This is a genomic window from Bacillus cereus group sp. Bc061 (assembly GCF_027715825.1).
Lineage (GTDB): Bacteria > Bacillota > Bacilli > Bacillales > Bacillaceae_G > Bacillus_A > Bacillus_A paranthracis.
The window spans coordinates 374,069-396,277 of record NZ_JAQFTZ010000002.1 but is presented as its reverse complement, the minus strand read 5'-3'; the positions used below and the strand labels follow the sequence as shown (position 1 = coordinate 396,277).

Sequence of the window (22,209 nt, the reverse complement as noted above, 5' to 3'; positions counted from 1 at the left end):
ATGGTAGCGTCTTTTTATCGGTGTAATGCGTACGTATCACATTTCACAATTTGCTGAAGCTGTGTATATTCTGCTGTTGTTAACTTTGTTTGTTTACTAGCTTGTACATTTTCTCGTAATTGCCCAATAGAGCTTGCACCAGGTATAACAGCTGCAACAGTTTCGTTATGTAAGCAATATTGAATAGCTGTTCCAGTTAAGGAGTTTTCTCCAATTATTTCTTTTACATTCGCAAGCGTCGCATATAATTCATCGTAAGAATAAGAAAGGTAATCTTTTTCTTTTACTCTTTCTATCTTTCTTGTATTGTTATCAGTTAATATTCCTTTTGCAAGTGGTCCGCGAGCAATGACGCTAATTTGATGTTCATTAAGAAGCTGGAACCATTCTTCAGGGCGACGATTCAAAAGGCTATATTCCATTAGAACACTAACGATATTTGAACGCTGTGCATATTCACGGATGACATTTGGACGTATAGAAGAAATACCGTAATGGCGAATGATACCTTCTTTTTTCAATTCTTCAAAGGCTTCAATTACTTCATCTATAGGATCTTCAATCGTCCCGCCGTGAAGTTGATAAAGATCAATATAATCAGTTTGAAGTCTACGTAAACTTTCTTTCACTTCAGCCTTTATGTAATTTTTAGAAGGATCCCAAGACCAGCCGTTTTTTTCTTCTGTCCATCGATTCCCAACCTTCGTTGTAAGGATAATTTGGTCTCGTTTTCCTTTTAAGGCTTTTCCAACAAATTCTTCGTTTAATCCATAATCATATAAATCCGCTGTATCAAAAAAATTGATTCCTAAATCGATTGCTTCATCGATAATACGCAGGGCTTCTGTTTCAGATGTACCGAGGGACATACAGCCAAGTCCCATTTCTGTCACAAATAAATCTGAGTTTCCTAATTGACGTTTTTTCATAGTTCAACCTCCTTCTCCTTATTGTACGCAAGGGAAAAGAGGTTGACAAACGTTTACTTTTTAGTTGCTGTAATCCACTCTTGTACAGTTGTATACTCTTTGCCATATTGTTTTAGCTTATGGCGAATTTGCCATGCTTTTCCGACTAAAGTGACGCGATTTGGTAAAATATAAACTTTCATTTCTATCACGCTCCTTTCAATGTGGTAAAATGTATGAGGAAAGAATAGGAAATAGAACAGGGAGATGAAGTAGTATGAGTAATCTTGCAGAGAGAACAGTAAAAACTGAGCCGATTTTTGATGGTAGAGTTATAAAAGTTCGTGTTGATGATGTAGTATTACCAAATGGAGCAATGAGTAAACGTGAAATTGTAAATCACCCTGGTGCAGTTGCTATTATTGCTATTACTGATGAGGGGAAAATTGTGCTTGTTGAGCAGTATCGTAAAGCGCTTGAAAAGGCGATTATAGAAATTCCGGCTGGCAAGTTAGAACCAGGTGAAAAACCTGAGGTGACAGCAGTTCGTGAATTAGAAGAGGAAACAGGTTATGTATGTGAAAATATGGAGCTTATTACTTCTTTCTATACATCTCCAGGATTTGCAGATGAAATTTTATATGTATATAAAGCGACAGGTTTGACGAAAAAAGAAAATAAAGCTGCGTTAGATGAAGACGAGTTTGTGGAATTAATGGAAGTATCATTAGAAGAAGCAACTACTCTTATGAAAGATCTTCGTATTCACGATGCGAAGACGATGTTTGCAGTACAATATTTACAACTACAAAAATAAACACTCGCCAAAGGCGAGTGTTTTTAATTAATTTTTGCATATACGCGTGCATCACGTAAGCTACCATCTGGTGCTATGAAATCATTTTCCATTGTACCTTCTAGAATAAATTCTAAACGTTCTGCTAAGTTACATGCATTTGTATTTGTTGCATCAATACGAATTTCAATTCTTCGAGCGCTTAGCTTATCAAAGGCAAATTGAATGGCACCTTTCACAGCTTCGGTCATATAGCCTTGTTTTGTATAAGCGCTATGTAGCCAGAAGTGAAGTGAAAACTTTGGAATATCCCAGTTTTCAGGCTTGAGCGTTATAGCTCCGATGAATGTACCAGATACTTTATCGTATAAGTGAAAATCAAGTGTTTCACGAAGTAAAAACTGTCCGTGAGCGTTACGAACGATTTCTTCAGCACTTTCTTCTGTTTCAGCGTTAATTGGCATCCACGGTACTAAGTCTTCTAGAGAAGCTTGTATTGCTTCATACACTTCTGCACCATCACCTGGAAATGGCTTACGAACCTGTAAGCGTTCAGTTTGAAATAATGTTGGAAAATCTAATAATAATGGTTTCAAGAGAAATCCCTCCTATTCTCTACTTTTTAGTTTAGCAAAGTAGAGCGGAATTTCAATGTTAATTCGTCATACTTTTTTCTTTCTTTCATACATTTTTAGTAAGAGTGTGAACGGAGGGAAGAAAAATGTGGAGAAAAACTTGGCAAGACCGTGTAATGTCTCACATACAGGAAAACTCTTCATTATATATATTTAACGCTGTTTTGTTATTGATGGGAGTAATATTTGGAGCAATTCTTGTAAATAGTTTACAATTAAATCAAAAACAAGATTTATCATTTTATTTGCAACGTTTTTTTGGACAAGTTTCTAAAGGAGAATTTGCTATTGCAGGCGAAATGTTTCGAGAAAGTTACTTTTCACAATTAAAATACATTGGATTTATTTGGATTTTAGGGATTTCAATTATTGGATTGCCACTCATTTTTATTTTATTATTTGCAAAAGGAGTAGTTGTCGGATTTACAGTAGGTTTCTTAGTAAGTCAGCATGGATGGAATGGATTATTATTAGCATTCGTTTCTGTATTGCCACAAAATCTCATTATCATCCCAGTATTTCTCGTTATGACAACAATTGCCGCAAGTTTTTCCTTACGCATGATTAGGCATCAATTTATCCGAAAAATAACTGAGCCGCTATTACCATTATTGATCCGTTATACATGCTTCTTTCTTGTAATTGGAGCGGTGTTAGCTCTTGCTTCCAGTGTAGAGGCTTATGCATCACCAGTTTTAATGAAAGAAGTCGTTGAGGCTATTAATAAACAATAAATACTTTATGAGAATAATTATCAATTTGTTTTTATTGTTTTTCTTTTGACAGAAGCCCTTCTTCTGATATAATGGTGTAAGAGTGGCGAGGAGGGAGTAGTACCGAATGGAAGAAAGAATTGAACGAATTAAGAAGCAATTACATGCAGCGAGCTACAAATTAACACCGCAACGTGAAGCAACAGTTCGTGTGCTGCTAGAAAATGAAGAAGATCATTTAAGCGCAGAAGATGTTTACCTCCTTGTAAAAGAAAAGTCGCCAGAGATCGGATTAGCAACCGTCTATCGAACTTTAGAACTATTATCTGAGTTAAAAGTTGTCGATAAGATTAACTTCGGAGACGGTGTTTCACGCTATGACTTACGCCAAGAAGGTGCGCAGCGTTTCCACCATCATTTGATTTGTACACAATGTGGTGCTGTACAAGAAATACAAGAAGATTTACTTGGTGAAGTGGAAAGGAAAGTAGAACATGACTGGAGCTTTAAGGTGAAGGATCATCGTTTAACATTCCATGGGATTTGTAAAAATTGTCAAGAAAATGAAACGGATGAAAAATAACCTTTTCCTATTTAACTAGGAAGAGGTTTTTTATTTGAATAAGGTATAAATTGGTGAAAGCTTGGCATATGTTGTAATAACTTATATTTTGGAGGAATTTACAATGCGCCGAGCTTTAAAATTAACTTTTGATGGGATAAAAGTATTTTTATTATTTACAAGTTGTACGATTTTGTTTTATTTCGCTATACTATGGATAAATGAAGAATATGAAAGCTATCATCGTTATGAAAAGCCAAAAGAAGAGACTGTAGAAAAAGTATCAGGGAATGAAGAGCCGGCAAAGGATGCTTTCGTAAATAGAATGATGTTTTTCTATGAAAATGGGGAGTAGTGTAGATTGGAAGATCAATTAAAAGATTTTATTCATTATATGGTTGTTGAAAAAGGACTAGCGAAAAATACAGTAGTATCTTATGAACGTGATTTAAAAAGTTATGTAAAGTATTTGCAAAATGTAGAACAAGCGAAAAGCTTTCACGAAGTGACACGCTTGCACATTGTTAACTTTCTGCAGCACTTAAAAGAAAACGGAAAATCTTCGAAAACATTAGCACGTCATATTGCATCGATTCGTTCGTTTCACCAATTTTTACTTCGTGAACGAGCGGTAGAGCACGATCCATCCGTACATATTGAAACGCCGCAAGGAGAACGGAAATTACCGAAAGTATTGTCAGTTGATGAAGTAGAGGCGTTACTGCAGACACCAAAAATGACGAGCGCTTTTGGGGTTCGTGATAAAGCGATGCTAGAGTTATTGTATGCAACAGGACTTCGTGTTTCAGAATTAATTGCATTAAATTTAGAAGATGTACATTTAACGATGGGATTTGTTCGATGCATAGGGAAAGGGAATAAAGAAAGAATTATTCCACTAGGAAGTTTAGCGACGGAAGCGATTCAAAAGTATATTGAAAAGGGAAGAAGAGAATTGATGGGGAAAAAAGTAGTAGATGCACTCTTTTTAAACCATCATGGCAATCGATTATCAAGACAAGGATTTTGGAAAATTTTAAAACGATTAGCGAAAGAAGCAAATATTGAAAAAGAGCTTACACCTCATACATTGCGTCATTCTTTTGCTACGCATTTATTAGAAAATGGAGCAGACTTACGTGCTGTGCAAGAAATGCTTGGACATGCAGATATTTCAACGACACAAATTTATACGCATGTTTCAAAAACTAGATTAAAAGATGTATATAAACAGTTTCATCCGAGAGCATAGGTACTATGCTCTTTTTTCATAGATTCAAAAGGCTATAGCACTTCACAGAAACTTCACAAACATTTCGTACATTGTTTTCAGCAGAAGACTAGAATATTACAATGTATTTCCTCTATACTAAATAAAGTATGAAGGAGGAAATGATGATGAAAAAACTTATTATGACTTTATTTATCGCGATGCTAGCATTGGCTGGCTGTAATACAAACAAAGAAGAACCGAAAAAAGAACAGAAACTAGAAGCTGTAAAAGTAGCAGTTCAAACAAATCCGAAAGAAATTAAACCTGGTGAAAAAACAGAAGTACAAGCACTTGTTACACAAGGAAAAGAAAAGGTAACAGATGCTGATGATGTAAAGTTTGAAATTTGGAAAGCTGGCGACGAAAAGCACGAGATGCTAGAAGGTAAGCATAAAGGAAAGGGTGTTTATGCTGTAGAGAAAACGTTCGAGACGGATGGCGTATACCATATTATCGCTCACACAAATGCGCGTGAAATGCATGTTATGCCAGAAGTAAAAGTGGCTGTAGGAAATGCGAAAGTAGAAGATGCGAAAAAAGAAAATAGTGATCATGGTGCAGGACATGGTGATCATAAAAGCGATACAATGATTCACCTTATGGCTGGTGACATAAAAGCAAATGCTGAATCAACAATGAAAGTTCATTTAAAACAAAAAGAAGAAGCTTTAACTGGTGCTGAAGTACAACTTGAAATTTGGAAAGATGGTGTGGAAAAACACGAATTCATTCCAGCAAAAGAAGGAAATAAAGGGGAGTATGAAACGAAACATACTTTCAAAGAAAAGGGTTCTTACAAAGTGAAAGTTCATGTTAAAAAAGGCGAATTGCATGAACATAAAGAAGAAACAGTAGAAGTAAAATAAAAAGGTAGCTCTTTAGAGCTGCTTTTTTTATTTTTATTCTGAAAATGATTAGTGGGAAAGAACAAAACCGCTACTGATTAAAATTTCACTTTATATGAAGAAATAAATCATAAAATGATTAGCACTTCTGTGCATAATGGATTACAATAGAAGTGTGAAGAAAATGAGAAATTCTACGAAAATGTATTAAAAAGAAAGCGTAAACATGTTATGATATCAGTATCAGATGTCTGACATCTGACTTAGAAAAAACTAGAAATGTTTTTGAGTCGTTTCAAGGTAAACGAAATAGGTTAGAGAATGATTTAAAGAAGTACTGTTTGATAATGAGAACGAAAGATAATTCTTATGGAGAACAGTTTCACTTTATAGCGTTTTGAACATACTACAAGAAGTAGAACTGAACTTATAGGAGGTCGCAGTTATGAATAAATATAAACGTATATTCCTAGTCGTAATGGACTCTGTTGGAATCGGTGAAGCACCAGATGCTGAACAATTTGGTGATTTAGGATCTGACACAATTGGTCACATTGCTGAACATATGAATGGGTTACAAATGCCTAACATGGTGAAATTAGGTCTTGGTAACATTCGTGAAATGAAAGGCATCTCTAAAGTAGAAAAACCACTTGGATATTATACAAAAATGCAAGAAAAATCTACTGGTAAAGATACAATGACAGGCCACTGGGAAATCATGGGTCTTTACATTGATACACCATTCCAAGTGTTCCCAGAAGGATTCCCAAAAGAATTACTTGATGAATTAGAAGAAAAAACAGGCCGTAAAATCATCGGTAATAAACCAGCTTCTGGAACTGAAATTCTTGATGAACTTGGTCAAGAACAAATGGAAACAGGCTCTTTAATTGTTTACACTTCTGCTGATAGCGTACTACAAATCGCAGCACACGAAGAAGTAGTGCCGCTTGATGAGTTATATAAAATTTGTAAAATTGCACGTGAATTAACGTTAGATGAGAAGTACATGGTAGGCCGTGTTATTGCTCGTCCATTCGTTGGGGAGCCTGGAAACTTTACACGTACACCGAACCGTCATGACTATGCATTAAAACCATTCGGCCGTACAGTAATGAATGAATTAAAAGATAGTGATTATGATGTGATTGCTATCGGTAAAATCTCTGACATCTATGATGGTGAAGGGGTAACTGAATCACTTCGTACGAAGTCTAACATGGATGGAATGGATAAGCTTGTAGATACATTAAATATGGACTTTACAGGTCTTAGCTTCTTAAACTTAGTTGACTTTGATGCATTATTCGGTCACCGTCGTGATCCACAAGGATACGGAGAAGCTCTGCAAGAATATGATGCACGTCTTCCAGAAGTATTCGAAAAACTAAAAGAAGATGATCTATTATTAATTACAGCAGACCACGGTAATGACCCAGTGCATCATGGTACTGATCATACACGTGAATATGTACCGTTATTAGCATATAGCCCAAGCATGAAAGAAGGCGGAAAAGAGTTACCACTTCGTCAAACATTTGCTGATATTGGTGCAACTGTAGCAGAAAACTTCGGTGTGAAAATGCCAGAATACGGAACAAGCTTCTTAAACGAGCTAAAGAAATAGGGGGATAAACAAATGAATCGTGAACTTATTACAAAATCAGCTTCATATTTAAAAGAGAAATTTCAAGAGACACCACAAGTAGGACTAATCCTTGGATCTGGACTAGGTGTATTAGCGGATGAAATCGAGAATGCAGTAACAGTACCTTACAGTGAAATCCCTGAATTCCCAGTTTCCACTGTAGAAGGCCATGCAGGTCAACTAGTATTCGGTACACTTCAAGGTGTAACAGTAGTAGCAATGCAAGGACGTTTCCACTTCTATGAAGGATATGATATGCAAAAAGTAACATTCCCAGTTCGTGTTATGAAAGAACTAGGAGTAGAAACAGTTGTTGTAACAAATGCAGCTGGTGGTGTAAATACATCATTCGAACCAGGCGATCTTATGTTAATTTCAGATCACATTAACTTCATGGGTACAAATCCATTAATCGGACCAAATGATTCTGAAATGGGTGTACGTTTCCCTGATATGTCTACATCATATACAGTAGAGCTTCGCGAAATGGCGAAACAAGTTGCAGCAGACTTAAATATTAAAGTACAAGAAGGGGTATACGTTGGAATGACAGGTCCTGTATATGAAACACCTGCTGAAATTCGTATGCTTCGCACACTTGGTGGAGATGCAGTTGGTATGTCAACAGTACCTGAAGTAATTGTAGCGCGTCACGCTGGTATGAAAGTACTTGGTATTTCTTGTATTTCAAATATGGCAGCTGGTATTTTAGATCAGCCACTTCACCACGATGAAGTAATCGAAACGACAGAACGTGTTAAAGCTAACTTCTTAGCATTAGTAAAAGCAATCGTAAAACAAATGAAGGGGTGACCTCACAATGAGAATGGTGGACCTAATTGCAAAAAAACGTGACGGACATGCATTAACGACAGAAGAAATTAACTTTATTGTTGAAGGATATACAAATGGTGATATTCCTGATTATCAAGTAAGTTCACTTGCAATGGCAATTTTCTTCCAAGATATGAACGATCAAGAACGTGCAGATTTAACGATGGCAATGGTAAATAGCGGTGATACAATCGACTTATCAGCTATTGAAGGAGTAAAAGTAGATAAGCACTCGACAGGTGGCGTTGGTGATACAACAACACTTGTATTAGGTCCATTAGTAGCCGCTTTAGGTGTACCGGTTGCAAAAATGTCTGGACGTGGTCTAGGACATACTGGTGGTACAATTGATAAATTAGAAGCAGTTCCAGGATTCCATGTTGAAATCGAAAATGATGAATTCATGCGTCTTGTAAATGAAAATAAAATCGCAGTTATTGGTCAAAGTGGAAACTTAACACCTGCGGATAAAAAATTGTATGCACTTCGTGATGTCACGGCAACAGTAAACTCAATTCCGCTTATTGCAAGCTCAATTATGAGTAAAAAAATTGCTGCTGGTGCAGATGCAATTGTTCTTGATGTAAAAACTGGAGCAGGTGCATTTATGAAAACAGATGAAGATGCAAAACGTTTAGCAGAAGCAATGGTGCGCATTGGTAATAACGTTGGTCGTAATACGATGGCTGTTATTTCTGATATGAGTCAACCACTTGGTGAGGCTATTGGTAACGCACTTGAAGTACAAGAAGCAATTGATACATTACAAGGTAAAGGACCGAAAGATTTAGAAGAGTTATGTTTAACGCTTGGAAGTCAAATGGTATACCTTGCTGGACAAGCTTCATCTCTAGAAGATGCACGTGAGAAATTAATTGAAGTAATGAACAACGGTAAGGCGCTAGAATCATTTAAAACGTTCTTATCAGCGCAAGGCGGCGATGCATCTGTTGTTGATGATCCTTCTAAATTACCACAAGCACAATTTAAAATTGAAGTGGAAGCGAAGGAAGACGGTTATGTATCAGAAATCGTTGCAGATGAAATCGGAACAGCAGCAATGCTTTTAGGAGCAGGACGTGCGACGAAGGAATCTGAAATTGATTTAGCAGTTGGCTTAATGCTTCGTAAAAAAGTAGGGGACAGCGTGAAAAAAGGTGAATCCCTTGTTACCATTTACGCAAACCGTGAAAATGTAGAAGACGTAAAAGCAAAAATTTATGAGAACATGAAGATCTCTAAAGAGCAGGTAGATGCACCAACATTAGTGCACGGCATCGTTACTGAATAATAAAGAAGGGCCAGGGAGTGTTTCTCCTTGGCTTTTTTTACTATTTTTTGTTTATAATAATAATGGGTGAAAATATGATTAGAATTTGTGCAATAACAAAAACAGATGAAGTATTATATGATGTTTCGCTAGAGGAAACAAAGAAAGACCATATTGTATGGTATTGGCTAGATTTATATAAGCCAACGAAAGAAGAGTATACATACATTTTGCAAGATCATTTTAAGTTCCATCCCCTTGCAATTGAAGACTGCATAGAATATGTACAGAGGCCAAAAGTTGATTTTTATGATGGATATAACTTTTTAGTTCTTCATGCATTTGGTGAGGATGGATTAGAACCTCACGAGATTGATTTATTTATTAGTGATCGTTATATTGTTTCTTTCCACTTTTCTCATAACAATGCAATTGAAAGAGTATGGAAAACGCTTGGAGAAAAGAAGCGTATTAAAAATAGTCCCCTGCACGTAGCGCATACAATTATCGATCAAATTGTAGATGACTATTTTGCGCCTGTATATTACATTGAGGATCATTTAAATGCAATTGATGATAATTTAACGGGTGAAACGGCAGGAAGTGTACTAGAAGAAGTATTTGATATACGTGCAGATTTATCGAAGTTAAGACGTACAATTATTCCGATGCGTGATTTATTGTATCGTATTTTAAATTCGACTCGTTTTTACGGTATAAGTGATCATGAAATTTATTTTAAAGATATACATGATCATTTGCTTAAATTGACCGAAATGATTGAAGCAAGCCGGGAGTTAACAGCAGATATTCGAGATAGCTATTTTTCATTAAACTCGCATCATATGAATAACATTATGAAAACATTAACTGTATTCTCGACTATTTTCATGCCATTAACATTTATTGCGGGAGTATATGGAATGAACTTTACGCATATGCCAGAGCTCGGTGGACAATATAGTTATTTTATTTGTTTACTTATTATGGCACTAATTGGTGGCGGCATGATGGCTTGGTTTTATAAAAAAGGATGGTTTAAGTAAAAAACACCGAGGGAAAATTCCTCGGTGTTTTTACTTAACCAATAGCATGTAATACGAACATGGCTAAGAATAAGCATGTAATGATATACATAGACGGTGCGACTTCTTTACGCTTTCCAAGAGCAACTTTTAAGATAGGATAAGCAATAAATCCGAACGCAATGCCATCAGCGATACTATATGTGAGCGGGATCATGACGATAATTAAGAATGCTGGAAATCCTTCTGAAAAATCGTTCAGAGGAATTTGTTGAATGCTTGTAATCATCAGGCCGCCAATAATAATTAAGATTGGTGCAATGGCACTATCAGGAATTAGTTTGACAAACGGAAGTGCAAACAGTGATGCAAAGAATAACAACCCTGTAACGATAGACGTCAGACCTGTCTTTCCGCCTGCAGTAATACCTGCGGCACTCTCTACTGTTGATACGGTAGGGCTTGTGCCAAATAGACCACATGTCATTGCTGAAATTGCATTGGCTTGGTAAGCACGTGGGAATTTACGGTCATCTTCTAATAAACCGTGCAGAAGTCCCATGTTCTCAAAAATAAGCACCATGCTTAAGGAGAATGTTGCAATCCAAAATGGTAAGGAAGAAAGTTTGCCAAATGACATAGCCCCAAACACATCGCCGTAATTAGCGAATGAGAATGAACTATTTCCGATTTGACTTGTATCAACAAGGCCAAACAGCCATGCAATACCAGTTCCTATTGCAATCGTCCATAAAAAGTTTCCACGTACGTTACGAATAAATAATACGAGTGCAACGATAAGAGTAAGCACGGTCGCAAGAACGACAGGGCTACTTAATTTACCCATTGCAACAGCAGTATTTGGATTCGAAACGACTAAACCACCTTTTTGCAATCCGATAAATGCTAAAAATAATCCGATGCCGACAGTGATAGCTTCCTTTAGTGACTTTGGAATCGATACTGAAAGCACGCGAGCGATTGGTGTAAACGCAGCAATTGCAAAAATAATACCAGAGATGAAGACAGCTGCTAATGCTTCCTGCCAAGTTAATCCGAGCGTATGGACAGCAGTGTACGTGAAGAATGCATTTACACCCATACCAGGGACAAGAATAGCAGGTGCATTTGCCCAAAATGCCATGAGCAGACATCCGACAAATGAACTGAAAACAGTTGCTAAAATTCCAGCTTCAAGAGGAATGCCAGCATCGGATAAAATGGATGCATTTACAATCATAATATATACGATCGTAAAAAATGACGTAACTCCAGCTAAAACTTCTTGTTTTGGTGATGTTTCGTGTAAACCTAATTTAAATGTTCTTTCAAGTATTCCTTTCATGTTAAACCTTCTTTTTCATATCCCTCTCCCACCCGTGATATCTCTTTCGTAAGAGCTCACCGTCCTTTATTATATCAGAACATCATGTTTTTACAACAAGGAAAATGATAACGTTTACTTATAAATGAAATTATTTATAAATACGTAAAAATCGCCCGTATTGTAGAAATGATCTCTAATTCTCCCGATTGAATGGGAGGAGCTGCTTGTGCATGTAAAGTAGCATAGGACGCGACTTCCCTTGGTAATTGAGCAGATTCTTCAACGAATGAGAGTGGAACGGGATTAATGTTTAAATTGTATGTACTCGCAATAGCACGAGCTTTTTCTACAGCTTGTTGCAGGGCTTGAATGAGAGCTTGCTCATAATATTTATTTGGGTGAGATATTCGAAACCGTAAACCTTTTGCTACGTTTGCTCCATTTGAAACGGCTATATCATATACTTCCCCTGCTTTTTGTACATTTAAAACGGTAATTTCATACAAATGTTCCACCCGATATCCTTGTAGTAATGCTTTATCATTTACATACTCGTATTGAGGAGTGATCGTATAAGAAATCGTTTCTATATCTTTATCAGCGATACCAAGCTGTTTAAGTGCATCCAGCAATTGTTTTGATTGTACTGCATTTTCTTCTTGCGCTTGTTTCACATTTTTACTATCAGTTCGAATGCCAAGTGTTAGTATAACGACATTTGGTTTCGCTTTGACAATACCCTCACCTTGTACAGTAATAGTCGCTTCTTTACCAGTATTAGCTGTGCGTACATTGTGTAAATAAGGATTCATTCCACCTTGCATCTTCCATCACCATCCTTTTTATATGTATATGTGTGAATAAAAAAGAAATTTGTATGAAAAAGTTACATAAATGGGAATGTTAAAGAAAGAAAGCATATACAACGAGGGTATTTATAGATTATAATATGTGTAAATATGATAAAAAAGGGACGAGGCTAGTGAACGAAAAAAGAGAAACACTGATTTTAGAGTTATCCGGATCATTTCGAAAGATGATACGTTTATTACAAAATGATATTAATACACGTTTTGCAGAACATATGCCATATAATGAATTTTCTGTATTACGCGCGTTATTTTTAAACAGTCCACAGATGGCTTCGCAAATTGCGAGTGAAGTAAACGTAACCTCCAGTCATATTACAGCTGTTACAGATCGTCTTGTACGAAAAGGATTAGTAGAAAGAAAACGTTCTAATTCAGATCGTCGTATCGTGTACTTAGAAATTACAGAACACGGAAGAGAAGTAACTGAAAAACTAGAAGCTGTACGAAAAGAATATTATAAAGAGAGATTTAAAGGTTGGAGCGACCAAGAAATAGAAATGGTGTTAGAGCTATTTGGCCGCGTATTATAATAAATGAGGATAGGGAGCGACAGCTTTCCTATCCTTTTTCTTTTGAATAAAAACATTTTGAAACTCCAATACTTTAATTAAAAAGAATCGGAGTGAAAAATAATGAAACGTATTTGTACGCTTTTCATTATGATTGGAAGTTTTTTCTGCTTTCATCAATTCGCGGATGCCGCAACACCTCTTCAAGTCGTTCAAAAAGAATTACAACATATTTCAAATAAGCAACCTGTTTTATATTCAAAACTATGGATTCGCTCTATGCAGAATGCTATTTTATTTCATCACAGTGATAACATTCGGCATGAAGATACGATAAGCAATGTAACGAAATCTTCTCTTGTAAAAGTAAAACAACTTCCACTTCAGAAAGCATCACAGTACATCCCGAGATTATCACAATATATTTCTAAGTTTGAGGCTGAGAATGTGCAAGTGTATTATGTTGCAGCGCGTTATGAAGTAAAAAAAGAAAATCCGTATCAATTAAATGGAATGAATTATTTTATGCAAGTGTTTATTCAACAAGGTGGAGAATGGAGAATTGCTGAAAGTATAGTTGCTCCAACAGATCAAATTGTCGCAAATGGTGACGGGTTTGGAACGAAACAAGAAAAAGAGTATGGGAAAAGAAGAGAAAATGTGAAATAACCTCCTCATCGAGAGGAGGCTATTTTATTTAAAATTCCAAGAGACTTTCCATTTTAATATTTTAGGTAGGAAGAAATACGTAATGAAACTAGTTACTAAAAATCCGATGTAAAAGCTGGACAATGAGTGCGCTCGACTTAGTATTAAACCTCCAACAATCCCACCAAAGAAAATAGCGCATGCCATTACTAACTTTTGTAACTTTGGATATAATAGATAGTTACCATTTCGCTCATTGATTGAACGGGCATATAAATATATACCGAGTGGTAATAAAAGAATAATATGTGCAATAGGTCCAATCAATGTTTTTGCCGGTGGAATCTTTGTAAAGTTTGGTTCGTTATGACGTACTCCATTTTGATCAGTATAAGCGCTCTGTGGATCATAATTAAAGTAAATACGAAAATCTTCTGCTGGGCTAGAGATACGTATGTTTTCCATCACATCATGTATAAGGCTGTTGTCTTCATGAAATTCAGTGTTTGAGTGAACAGCAATGACTCCGGAGATAAGTGATGGAAGTAAAGCTGGAAAGATTAATATAGTTGTAGTGAGAAATCCTTGCGATATAATATTCCCTGTAATTGTACCTACACATAAGGTAATTGTATAAATAGCGATTAATACAATTAACATGTATATAAAATAACTATGAAAGGGAGAGAATACTTGATATTTATTATGAAAAGTTAACTTTTTCATAATAGCAAATAGCCCCCAGTTTAAAATGACAACTGCGACGATATTACAGATTCCAAATAACCACTTTGTTATATAAAGGTGCGAACGTTTAAAGGGCATAGACCATAACAAGTCGCTAGCGTTATTTTGTCTTTCCCATCCAATTAACGTACAAGCTAGAACGATAAGTACACTACCTAACAGCAGAACAGAATCTAGAAGTGTTAAATCAAAATGGTAATGATATACATAGTTCCACTTTTTATTGTCATTTAGAAATTGTTGCTCTTGAATAGAAGTCATATAGTATTGATATGACAAAGTATAGAAGCTGACGAGCCAAAATAACCATACAACATATTTACTTTGTTGATACGTTCTTAGCCACAGTGCTTTTTGAAACATAGGATCTCTCCTTTAAAAAACTTTATAATTTGTTAGGCGTGATAATATAACATAAGTAATGATTCCGGTTAGAAACAAACCGATATAGTAACTAGGTAGGAAATTAAAATGGTTTATTTTATAGCCGCCTAGTAATGCAAAGTAAATGGTTGAGCCCCATATCCATATCGGTAAACTCTTTTGGAACATAAATATCTTCTGAGTGTTTTCATTTGGTGATCTTGTATATAAATATGTTCCAAGTAGTAAGTAAACTAATGTATAAAAAATCGGAACTAACATTGATTTTGCTGAATAATATATATGAGATGCTGGATCTCTTAAAGCAGTTGGATTGTTCTCGATCTTACGGGATTCCGGATCATAGTAATAATTGATAGAAAAATGACTAATTGGTGCAGCTGTATTTGTTTTTTGATTGATTTCATAAAGTTGTCGATATAAGTTTTCATTTTTAATATTTGCAGCGTATAAATGGTTAGTTGTAAAAGTGTATAGTAATGTAATAAATGTAACCCCTGCTAGTAACCATGGAACACAAAAAATAATCTGCGAAACGATGCTTCCAGTAAAAGTACCGATACATAAGGAAGCTGTATAGACTGCAACATAAGAAACTATCGCATAAAGAAAGTATCGATGAAACGGACTAAAAGATTGATAATCAAAATGAATCGTTGTTCTATAAATAACATACATAAGAACCCAATTGATAAGTAATGAGCCCACAATACAAAATGAACCGAAAGCCCATTTTGATAAGAAAACATCTTTTCTTTTAAATGGCAATGTCATAAGTAGTGTATTAGATTGGTAGCTGCGTTCCCATCCTATCAATAAGCAGGCTAAAGCGATAATAAGAATAGTTAACCAAAAACTATTACTTTCTCCTGAAGAAAAAATATAAAAATAATAATACTGTTTCCCCTTTTCTTGTAATTCATAATACGCATCAAGTTGTTGCTGAGCACTTCTATAGTAGCCAAAAGGTAACAAGTAAAACGAACTAAAGAAGAATAGTAACACAGCATATTTTCCGCGCTTCCAATTCCACATCCATAACGCCTTATGAAACATACCCATCCTCCTCCAGTGTCGTAACGAAGACATCTTCAAGCGACATTGTCAATTCTTCAATGAGCAGTGGTTGTTCTTTATAAAACTTTTCCAGTGTTGTAGCTACATTTCCCTCGATTAAGATTGTATATACTTTTCCTGTTTGATTTAATATTTTAATATTGCTTAAGTTTTCTAGTTTTTGAGGTAATGAACGTTCGTAAGCAACTTGTATTTTGGCAAATCGTGATTTTGCATCGTCTAGTGATGTAATAGAAGCTATAGTATGGCCTTTTAATATAATGATTGTATCTGCAATTTGTTCCACTTCATCTAAATGGTGAGTGGAGATGAAAATGGTAATTTCTTTTTCTGCAACTTCTCCAACGAGAAACTGTAAAATCTGCCTTTTCACGATAGGATCAAGTCCATTTGTCGGTTCATCTAAAATGATATATTCTGCTTTTGTAGAAACAGCTAAAATAATTGCAAGCAGTGCTTTCATGCCTTTTGAATAGCTACGAATTCGTTTGTTTGGTAAGTTAAAACGTTCTAACAGTTCATAGAAATATGCTTCATCAAATGCGGTATAAACTGCTTTATAAAACTTTACAATTTCTTTTATTGTATATCCGTTCAATATGTTAGTAGAATCCGGAACATATACGATTTTTTGCTTTATTTCAGGACATTGATGAATGTTTGTATATTCATATGTAACAGTCCCTGCATCAGGGTCTAAAATGCCGACCATCGTTCGTAATAAAGTTGTTTTCCCCGCGCCGTTTCTTCCGAGTAATCCGATGATACTTCCTCTATGTAATGTGAAAGAAACATCGTCTAAAATTGTTTGATTATCAATTATTTTCTTCAGGCTTGTCACTTTCAGCATCCGAACTTCCTCCAATCTCTTTATAGTATGAATCTATCCAATCATGAATTTTATCTTTCGTAACACCAAGATAAGAGGCTTCTAATAGTAATTGATGAAATTGCTTTTCAACCATAGCGATTTTCCTTTCGTCTAATGTTGGGGTAATCGATTGGGATACAAATGTTCCTTTTCCTCGTAATGTTTCAATAATCCCTTGTCGCTCTAACTCTTGATACGCTTTACTCACTGTATTTGGATTGATAACGAGTAAAGAAGCGAGTTCTCGTACAGAAGGTAGTTTGTCACTTGGAGCTAACATGTTCTTTAATACGAGTTCTTTTATATTTTGAACAATTTGTTCCCATATCGGAGTGTTGCTTCTTGGATCAAGTTGAATATGCAAGAGCAATGTCTCCTTTCTAACTTGTATTAAGTGTACTATTGCGAGTAATACACTTAATACAATAAAGGTGATGAATGTGTTTGTCAACTGAAAATGTTAGAAAAATATGGTATTAAAAAACAGTGAATTGGAAAAAATAGGTTTGATATAGAATGGAGGGTTAGTCATGAAGCGAGTTTTTGGAATACTTGTTTGTTTCATGTTATTGCTTTCTGGTACTTCAGTTAGTTTCGCACAATCTGAGAAGACGAAGCAGGATAAAACAGAAGAAACAACGCCGAAGTTAGCAGAACAAGCGTCGTCAGCAATCGTAATTGAACAAGATACAGGTAAAGTTTTGTTTGATAAAAATCCAAATGAGAAATTACCGCCTGCTAGTATGACGAAGATTATGACAATGCTATTAATTATGGAACAAGTTGAAAAAGGAAAACTAAAACTGACCGATAAAGTGAGAGCAAGTGAGCATGCAGCTTCAATGGGTGGATCACAAATCTTTTTAGAGCCTGGAGAAGAGATGACCGTAAATGAAATGCTAAAGGGTATTGCAATTGCATCTGGAAATGATGCGTCTGTTGCAGTAGCAGAGCATATCGCTGGTTCAGAAGAAGGTTTTGTAAATATGATGAACAAAAAAGCGAAAGATTTAGGACTGAAAAATACTCATTTTCAAAATCCGACAGGTCTTCCGGCTAAAGATCATTATTCCACAGCAAATGATATGGCTATAATGGCGAAAGAATTGATGAAGTACCCACTTATTCGCAAATACACAGGAAAATACGAAGACTATTTACGTGAAGATACGGATAAGAAGTTTTGGCTCGTTAATACGAATAAGTTAGTGCGTTTTTATCCTGGAGTAGATGGTGTAAAAACGGGCTTTACGACAGAAGCAAAATATTGTTTAACAGCATCGGCTGAAAAGAATGGGATGCGTGTTATTTCAGTTGTTATGGGAGCACCTACATCGAAAGAACGGAACAATCAAGTAACGAAGCTTCTTGACTACGCATTTGGTCAATATATGACAAAGAAATTGTATACACGAGGCGAAAAAATTAAGACTGTCCAAGTAGGAAAAGGGAAAAAAGAAAAAGTAGATTTAGTTGCGTCAGATAATGTATCTCTTCTTATGAAGAAGGGCGAAAATATGGACAAGGTAAAGCAAGAAGTAATTGCTGAAAAGAAAGTGAAAGCGCCGATTAAAAAGGGCGATGCGCTTGGTACACTTGTTATAAAAAAAGATCAAGATGTTTTATTAAAACAAACAATTGTAGCAAAAGAAGATGTTGCTGCAGCGAGCTGGTGGGAGTTATTTAAAAGAAGTTTTGGGATGTTTTCAACATCAAAATAGCGGCAAATATTTTGCCGCTTTTCTATTCGTATGTAAGTAAATAATTGCTGAATGGTTTCACTTTATGGCGAAATAGTTCTTCTTTTGTCAGTAGGAAGGATTCTTATGTTGTATCACGAAAATCTTTATGTATGTAAATGAGTAAAGTTTGAGCATAAGGAGGAAATCGTGTGAGTCTTTCCATGCAATTAGAAGTAAAACGTGACGTCCTATGTGTGAGGCTAGCGGGTGAATTAGATCATCATACTGCTGAAGAGTTGCGAACGAAAGTAACAGATATGATTGAGACACATGGTGTTCATCATATTGTTTTGAGCCTAGAGAACTTATCGTTTATGGATAGTTCTGGTTTAGGTGTTATATTAGGCCGATATAAGCATGTAAAGGGATTAGGTGGAGAAATGGTTGTTTGTGCAATTTCACCGCCTGTTAAACGTTTATTTGAAATGTCGGGCTTATTTAAAATTGTTCGCTTAGAAGAAAGTGAAGCGCATGCGCTCGCGACGTTGGGGGTGGCATAAATGAGAAATGAAATGAACCTTCAATTTTCAGCGTTAAGTCAAAATGAATCGTTCGCTCGCGTTACAGTAGCTGCTTTCATTGCACAACTAGATCCTACGATGGAAGAACTTACAGAGATTAAAACAGTTGTGTCAGAAGCGGTTACGAATGCAATTATTCATGGGTACGAAGGAAATGCAGAAGGTGTTGTTTATATTTCTGTAATTTTGGAAGAAGCAATGGTGAAACTCACGATTCGAGATGAAGGGATTGGCATCTTTAATTTAGATGAAGCGAGACAACCCCTTTTTACAACTAAACCTGAATTAGAGCGTTCCGGAATGGGATTTACTATCATGGAAAATTTTATGGATGAAGTAGAAGTTATTTCAAACGAATCTTTCGGGACAACAATCCATTTGACAAAATACTTATCAAATAGTAACGCTCTATGCAATTAAGGAGAATAGCCTATGGACATAGAGGTCAAAAATGAGAAGAAGAAACCTCAGTTAAAGGACCACGAGCTAAAAGCGTTAATTCAAAAAAGTCAAGATGGAGATCAACAAGCAAGAGATACAATTGTTCAAAGTAATATGCGTCTCGTATGGTCGGTTGTGCAACGTTTTCTTAATCGCGGATACGAACCAGACGATTTGTTTCAAATTGGATGTATTGGACTCTTAAAATCGGTAGATAAATTTGATTTATCTTTCGACGTGAAATTTTCAACATATGCAGTTCCCATGATTATTGGCGAAATACAACGATTTTTACGTGATGATGGATCAGTGAAAGTAAGTAGGTCTTTAAAAGAAACAGGAAACAAAATTCGAAAGATGAGAGATGAGCTTTCGAAAGAATTCGGAAGGGCTCCAACGATTAATGAAGTAGCTGAAGCGTTAGAACTAACGCCAGAGGAAGTGGTTCTGGCGCAAGAAGCAAGTCGTGCCCCTTCATCCATACATGAAACGGTGTATGAAAACGACGGAGATCCAATTACTATTTTAGATCAAATTGCAGATCAATCTGAAACGAAATGGTTTGATAAAATTGCTTTAAAAGAAGCAATTAGAGAATTAGATGAGAGAGAGCGTTTAATTGTATATTTACGCTATTATAAAGACCAAACTCAATCAGAAGTAGCAGAGCGAATAGGTATTTCGCAAGTGCAAGTTTCAAGACTTGAAAAGAAAATATTAAAACAGATGAAAGATCGAATAGATGAATAGTTATCTATTCGATCTTTTTTTATGACTTTAATAGGAGGAGATTGTAAACTTTCTTAAAAATTAACAGAATTTATTGATAATTTAGTAAATTTAAAATATAATCCAATTATGAACTTGTCACAAAGGGGGAAGGAAATATGGAAACGAGGCAACAATGGGGAACGAGGGCTGGATTCATTTTTGCAGCGGTCGGCTCTGCCGTTGGATTAGGAAACATATGGCGTTTTCCTTATACGGCGTATGAAAATGGGGGAGGCGCATTCTTTTTACCGTACTTATTCGCATTATTAACGACTGGTATTTCATTATTGGCGTTTGAATTTGCTCTTGGGCACCGTCACCGTGGTTCAGCACCACTTACGTTCTTCCGTATTCATCCGCGTGCTGAATTTATCGGTTGGTGGCAAATGTGTGTAACATTTATCGTTTCAACATATTATGCAGTAATTATTGCTTGGTCTATTTCATATACGTATTTTGCAATTACTGGCGCATGGGGGAAAGATACGGAATCATTTTTATTTAAAGAGTATTTACATGTTGCAGATAAACCGGGACAGTTTGGAGGGCTCGTACCGGAAGTATTAATTCCACTAGCTCTCGTTTGGATTATTGTGCTTGGTGTTGCTTTTAAAGGAGTTAAAAAAGGAATCGAAGTTGTGAACCGTATTTTCATCCCTTTACTAGTTGTTATGTTCCTTATTATCGTAGTTCGTGCAGTGACGATGGAAGGTGCAATGCAAGGATTAGATGCATTCTTTAAACCAGATTGGAGTCGTATTTTTGACGGAAAAGTATGGCTTGCTGCTTACGGTCAAATCTTCTTTAGCTTATCTTTAGCATTTGGAATTATGATTACGTATTCTAGTTATTTACCGAAAAACTCAGATACAACAAATAATGCCTTTATTACTGGATTTGCAAACTCAGGATTTGAATTATTAGCAGGGATTGGGGTCTTTGCGGCTCTTGGATTTATGGCAAATAATATGGGAGTACCAGTTGATAAAGTGGCAAGTGCTGGTGTAGGGCTTGCGTTCGTAGTATTCCCGCAAATTATTAATGAATTACCGATGTCACCTTTATTTGGCGTATTATTTTTCTTATCATTAACGGTTGCCGGAATTACATCCCTCATCTCGCTTGCGGAAGTATGTTTTGCTGCTGTATCTGAAAAGTTCAGCTTAAGTCGCCAAAAAACAATTGGAATTATGGGGACGCTTCTCGTACTCGTTTCTCTCGTTTTTGCGACACGTGGCGGGCTTATGTTCCTAGATGTTGTGGATTACTTCGCTAATAACTTCGGATTAATTACAATTGCTCTAGCGGAAGTAGTTACGATAGGACTCATTTTACGTCGTTTACCAGTTTATCAAAATCACGCAAACTTCGTATCTGATATTAAGTTAGGGACGTTTTGGAGAGTGAGTTTACTCGTTATTACTCCGCTTATGTTAGGGTACATGTTAATTGATGGTACAATCCAAAATATTAAAAAGAACTATGGAGGTTACCCAACGGAGTTTGTCGTAACATATGGTTGGTCAATTGCAGCAGCGTTCCTTATCATTGCGCTAATCATTAGTTTAAAGAAATGGAATGCACAAATACATTCAGATTCTGCTAAGCTTGAAAAAGAATGGAAAGATCGAGGTGTTTCATAATGAGTGGATCAGCGATTATGATGATGGTTATTGGAATAGTAGTCATTTGGGGAGGGCTCGCATTAAGCATTGCAAATTTATTTAAGAAAAAAGCATAAACTAAAAAACATCTGTACCGAAATGGTACAGATGTTTTTTTATGAA

At 35.9% G+C, this 22,209-nt stretch carries 27 protein-coding genes; 18 read left to right on the top strand and 9 right to left on the bottom strand.

What is annotated here, in order from left to right:
* Window positions 1-14: 14 nt before the first annotated feature.
* Together lolS and mciZ are read right to left on the bottom strand one after the other, a co-directional pair.
* A complete protein-coding gene (gene lolS, locus PDQ40_RS11340; protein ID WP_000747198.1) occupies window positions 15-929 on the bottom strand; it encodes an aldo/keto reductase in 915 nt (304 codons plus the stop codon).
* 53 nt (window positions 930-982) lie between these two features.
* Window positions 983-1,111, bottom strand: coding sequence for a Z-ring formation inhibitor MciZ (mciZ, locus tag PDQ40_RS11335; RefSeq protein WP_000870299.1), 129 nt, complete (start codon window positions 1,109-1,111; stop codon window positions 983-985).
* A gap of 74 nt (window positions 1,112-1,185) precedes the next feature.
* Between mciZ and PDQ40_RS11330 the strand changes: the two genes are divergently transcribed.
* Window positions 1,186-1,725: an NUDIX hydrolase gene (locus tag PDQ40_RS11330; protein ID WP_000067038.1), complete on the top strand. Its 540-nt coding sequence runs from the start codon at window positions 1,186-1,188 to the stop codon at window positions 1,723-1,725.
* Between the two features lie 23 nt (window positions 1,726-1,748).
* On the opposite strand, the gene PDQ40_RS11325 is transcribed toward PDQ40_RS11330, so the two are convergent.
* Window positions 1,749-2,300 carry a GNAT family N-acetyltransferase gene (locus PDQ40_RS11325; RefSeq protein WP_000803491.1) on the bottom strand — a complete coding sequence of 184 codons (552 nt, stop codon included), beginning with the start codon at window positions 2,298-2,300 and terminating at the stop codon, window positions 1,749-1,751.
* A 155-nt stretch (window positions 2,301-2,455) separates the two neighbouring features.
* On the opposite strand from PDQ40_RS11325, the gene spoIIM reads away from it, so the two are divergent.
* From spoIIM to corA, 9 genes are all read left to right on the top strand, one after another.
* On the top strand, window positions 2,456-3,073 hold the full coding sequence (gene spoIIM, locus PDQ40_RS11320) for a stage II sporulation protein M (protein ID WP_223290733.1): 618 nt from the start codon (window positions 2,456-2,458) through the stop codon (window positions 3,071-3,073).
* A 106-nt stretch (window positions 3,074-3,179) separates the two neighbouring features.
* The gene (gene fur, locus PDQ40_RS11315; protein WP_000392655.1) at window positions 3,180-3,635 is read left to right on the top strand and encodes a ferric iron uptake transcriptional regulator; all 456 of its coding nucleotides are present in this window, start codon (window positions 3,180-3,182) and stop codon (window positions 3,633-3,635) included.
* Window positions 3,636-3,738: 103 nt separating this feature from the next.
* Window positions 3,739-3,969: a YqzK family protein gene (locus PDQ40_RS11310; RefSeq protein ID WP_001250432.1), complete on the top strand. Its 231-nt coding sequence runs from the start codon at window positions 3,739-3,741 to the stop codon at window positions 3,967-3,969.
* Window positions 3,970-3,975: 6 nt separating this feature from the next.
* Window positions 3,976-4,866 (top strand): site-specific tyrosine recombinase XerD, encoded by an 891-nt coding sequence (xerD, locus tag PDQ40_RS11305; RefSeq protein ID WP_000390084.1) that lies wholly within the window; start codon window positions 3,976-3,978, stop codon window positions 4,864-4,866.
* Window positions 4,867-5,009: 143 nt separating this feature from the next.
* A complete protein-coding gene (locus PDQ40_RS11300) occupies window positions 5,010-5,753 on the top strand; it encodes a FixH family protein (RefSeq protein WP_001993299.1) in 744 nt (247 codons plus the stop codon).
* 424 nt (window positions 5,754-6,177) lie between these two features.
* Entirely contained in the window at window positions 6,178-7,362 is a 1,185-nt protein-coding gene (deoB, locus tag PDQ40_RS11295) for a phosphopentomutase (protein WP_001046082.1), read from the top strand.
* Window positions 7,363-7,374: 12 nt separating this feature from the next.
* The gene (locus PDQ40_RS11290) at window positions 7,375-8,196 is read left to right on the top strand and encodes a purine-nucleoside phosphorylase (RefSeq protein ID WP_001078446.1); all 822 of its coding nucleotides are present in this window, start codon (window positions 7,375-7,377) and stop codon (window positions 8,194-8,196) included.
* 7 nt (window positions 8,197-8,203) lie between these two features.
* Window positions 8,204-9,508: a pyrimidine-nucleoside phosphorylase gene (locus PDQ40_RS11285; protein ID WP_270691416.1), complete on the top strand. Its 1,305-nt coding sequence runs from the start codon at window positions 8,204-8,206 to the stop codon at window positions 9,506-9,508.
* A 62-nt stretch (window positions 9,509-9,570) separates the two neighbouring features.
* Window positions 9,571-10,533, top strand: coding sequence for a magnesium/cobalt transporter CorA (gene corA, locus PDQ40_RS11280; protein ID WP_001998197.1), 963 nt, complete (start codon window positions 9,571-9,573; stop codon window positions 10,531-10,533).
* 34 nt (window positions 10,534-10,567) lie between these two features.
* Here corA and PDQ40_RS11275 read toward each other — a convergent pair whose 3' ends face one another.
* Together PDQ40_RS11275 and PDQ40_RS11270 are read right to left on the bottom strand one after the other, a co-directional pair.
* Window positions 10,568-11,857 (bottom strand): NCS2 family permease, encoded by a 1,290-nt coding sequence (locus tag PDQ40_RS11275; RefSeq protein WP_000676253.1) that lies wholly within the window; start codon window positions 11,855-11,857, stop codon window positions 10,568-10,570.
* 134 nt (window positions 11,858-11,991) lie between these two features.
* Window positions 11,992-12,663 (bottom strand): SIMPL domain-containing protein, encoded by a 672-nt coding sequence (locus tag PDQ40_RS11270; RefSeq protein WP_001161441.1) that lies wholly within the window; start codon window positions 12,661-12,663, stop codon window positions 11,992-11,994.
* A gap of 158 nt (window positions 12,664-12,821) precedes the next feature.
* On the opposite strand from PDQ40_RS11270, the gene PDQ40_RS11265 reads away from it, so the two are divergent.
* The gene (locus PDQ40_RS11265; RefSeq protein WP_001003315.1) at window positions 12,822-13,241 is read left to right on the top strand and encodes a MarR family winged helix-turn-helix transcriptional regulator; all 420 of its coding nucleotides are present in this window, start codon (window positions 12,822-12,824) and stop codon (window positions 13,239-13,241) included.
* Between the two features lie 102 nt (window positions 13,242-13,343).
* Entirely contained in the window at window positions 13,344-13,889 is a 546-nt protein-coding gene (locus PDQ40_RS11260) for a hypothetical protein (RefSeq protein ID WP_000820919.1), read from the top strand.
* Window positions 13,890-13,913: 24 nt separating this feature from the next.
* On the opposite strand, the gene PDQ40_RS11255 is transcribed toward PDQ40_RS11260, so the two are convergent.
* From PDQ40_RS11255 to PDQ40_RS11240, 4 genes are read right to left on the bottom strand one after another with little or no spacing between them, the layout of a single operon-like run.
* Window positions 13,914-14,978 carry an ABC transporter permease subunit gene (locus PDQ40_RS11255; protein WP_000486552.1) on the bottom strand — a complete coding sequence of 355 codons (1,065 nt, stop codon included), beginning with the start codon at window positions 14,976-14,978 and terminating at the stop codon, window positions 13,914-13,916.
* A gap of 12 nt (window positions 14,979-14,990) precedes the next feature.
* Window positions 14,991-16,055, bottom strand: coding sequence for an ABC transporter permease subunit (locus tag PDQ40_RS11250; RefSeq protein ID WP_074539910.1), 1,065 nt, complete (start codon window positions 16,053-16,055; stop codon window positions 14,991-14,993).
* On the bottom strand, window positions 16,045-16,926 hold the full coding sequence (locus PDQ40_RS11245; RefSeq protein ID WP_270691415.1) for an ABC transporter ATP-binding protein: 882 nt from the start codon (window positions 16,924-16,926) through the stop codon (window positions 16,045-16,047). The genes PDQ40_RS11250 and PDQ40_RS11245 overlap by 11 nt, the downstream gene beginning before the upstream one ends.
* Entirely contained in the window at window positions 16,892-17,311 is a 420-nt protein-coding gene (locus PDQ40_RS11240) for a GntR family transcriptional regulator (protein ID WP_000548041.1), read from the bottom strand. The genes PDQ40_RS11245 and PDQ40_RS11240 overlap by 35 nt, the downstream gene beginning before the upstream one ends.
* A gap of 166 nt (window positions 17,312-17,477) precedes the next feature.
* On the opposite strand from PDQ40_RS11240, the gene dacF reads away from it, so the two are divergent.
* The 6 genes from dacF to PDQ40_RS11210 all read left to right on the top strand — a co-directional run bounded on the left by dacF (window position 17,478) and on the right by PDQ40_RS11210 (window position 22,163).
* Complete coding sequence (gene dacF, locus PDQ40_RS11235; RefSeq protein WP_000831986.1) at window positions 17,478-18,668, top strand: serine-type D-Ala-D-Ala carboxypeptidase DacF; 1,191 nt, start codon at window positions 17,478-17,480, stop codon at window positions 18,666-18,668.
* A 170-nt stretch (window positions 18,669-18,838) separates the two neighbouring features.
* Window positions 18,839-19,189: an anti-sigma F factor antagonist gene (gene spoIIAA, locus PDQ40_RS11230; RefSeq protein WP_000059133.1), complete on the top strand. Its 351-nt coding sequence runs from the start codon at window positions 18,839-18,841 to the stop codon at window positions 19,187-19,189.
* Window positions 19,190-19,630, top strand: a complete 441-nt coding sequence (spoIIAB, locus tag PDQ40_RS11225) for an anti-sigma F factor (RefSeq protein ID WP_001243400.1) — start codon at window positions 19,190-19,192, stop codon at window positions 19,628-19,630.
* A 12-nt stretch (window positions 19,631-19,642) separates the two neighbouring features.
* Window positions 19,643-20,401 carry an RNA polymerase sporulation sigma factor SigF gene (sigF, locus tag PDQ40_RS11220; RefSeq protein ID WP_000350729.1) on the top strand — a complete coding sequence of 253 codons (759 nt, stop codon included), beginning with the start codon at window positions 19,643-19,645 and terminating at the stop codon, window positions 20,399-20,401.
* A gap of 137 nt (window positions 20,402-20,538) precedes the next feature.
* A complete protein-coding gene (locus PDQ40_RS11215; protein WP_000450064.1) occupies window positions 20,539-22,065 on the top strand; it encodes a sodium-dependent transporter in 1,527 nt (508 codons plus the stop codon).
* A complete protein-coding gene (locus PDQ40_RS11210; protein WP_000016826.1) occupies window positions 22,065-22,163 on the top strand; it encodes a methionine/alanine import family NSS transporter small subunit in 99 nt (32 codons plus the stop codon). Before PDQ40_RS11215 ends, PDQ40_RS11210 begins: the two co-directional genes overlap by 1 nt.
* Window positions 22,164-22,209 lie beyond the last annotated feature (46 nt).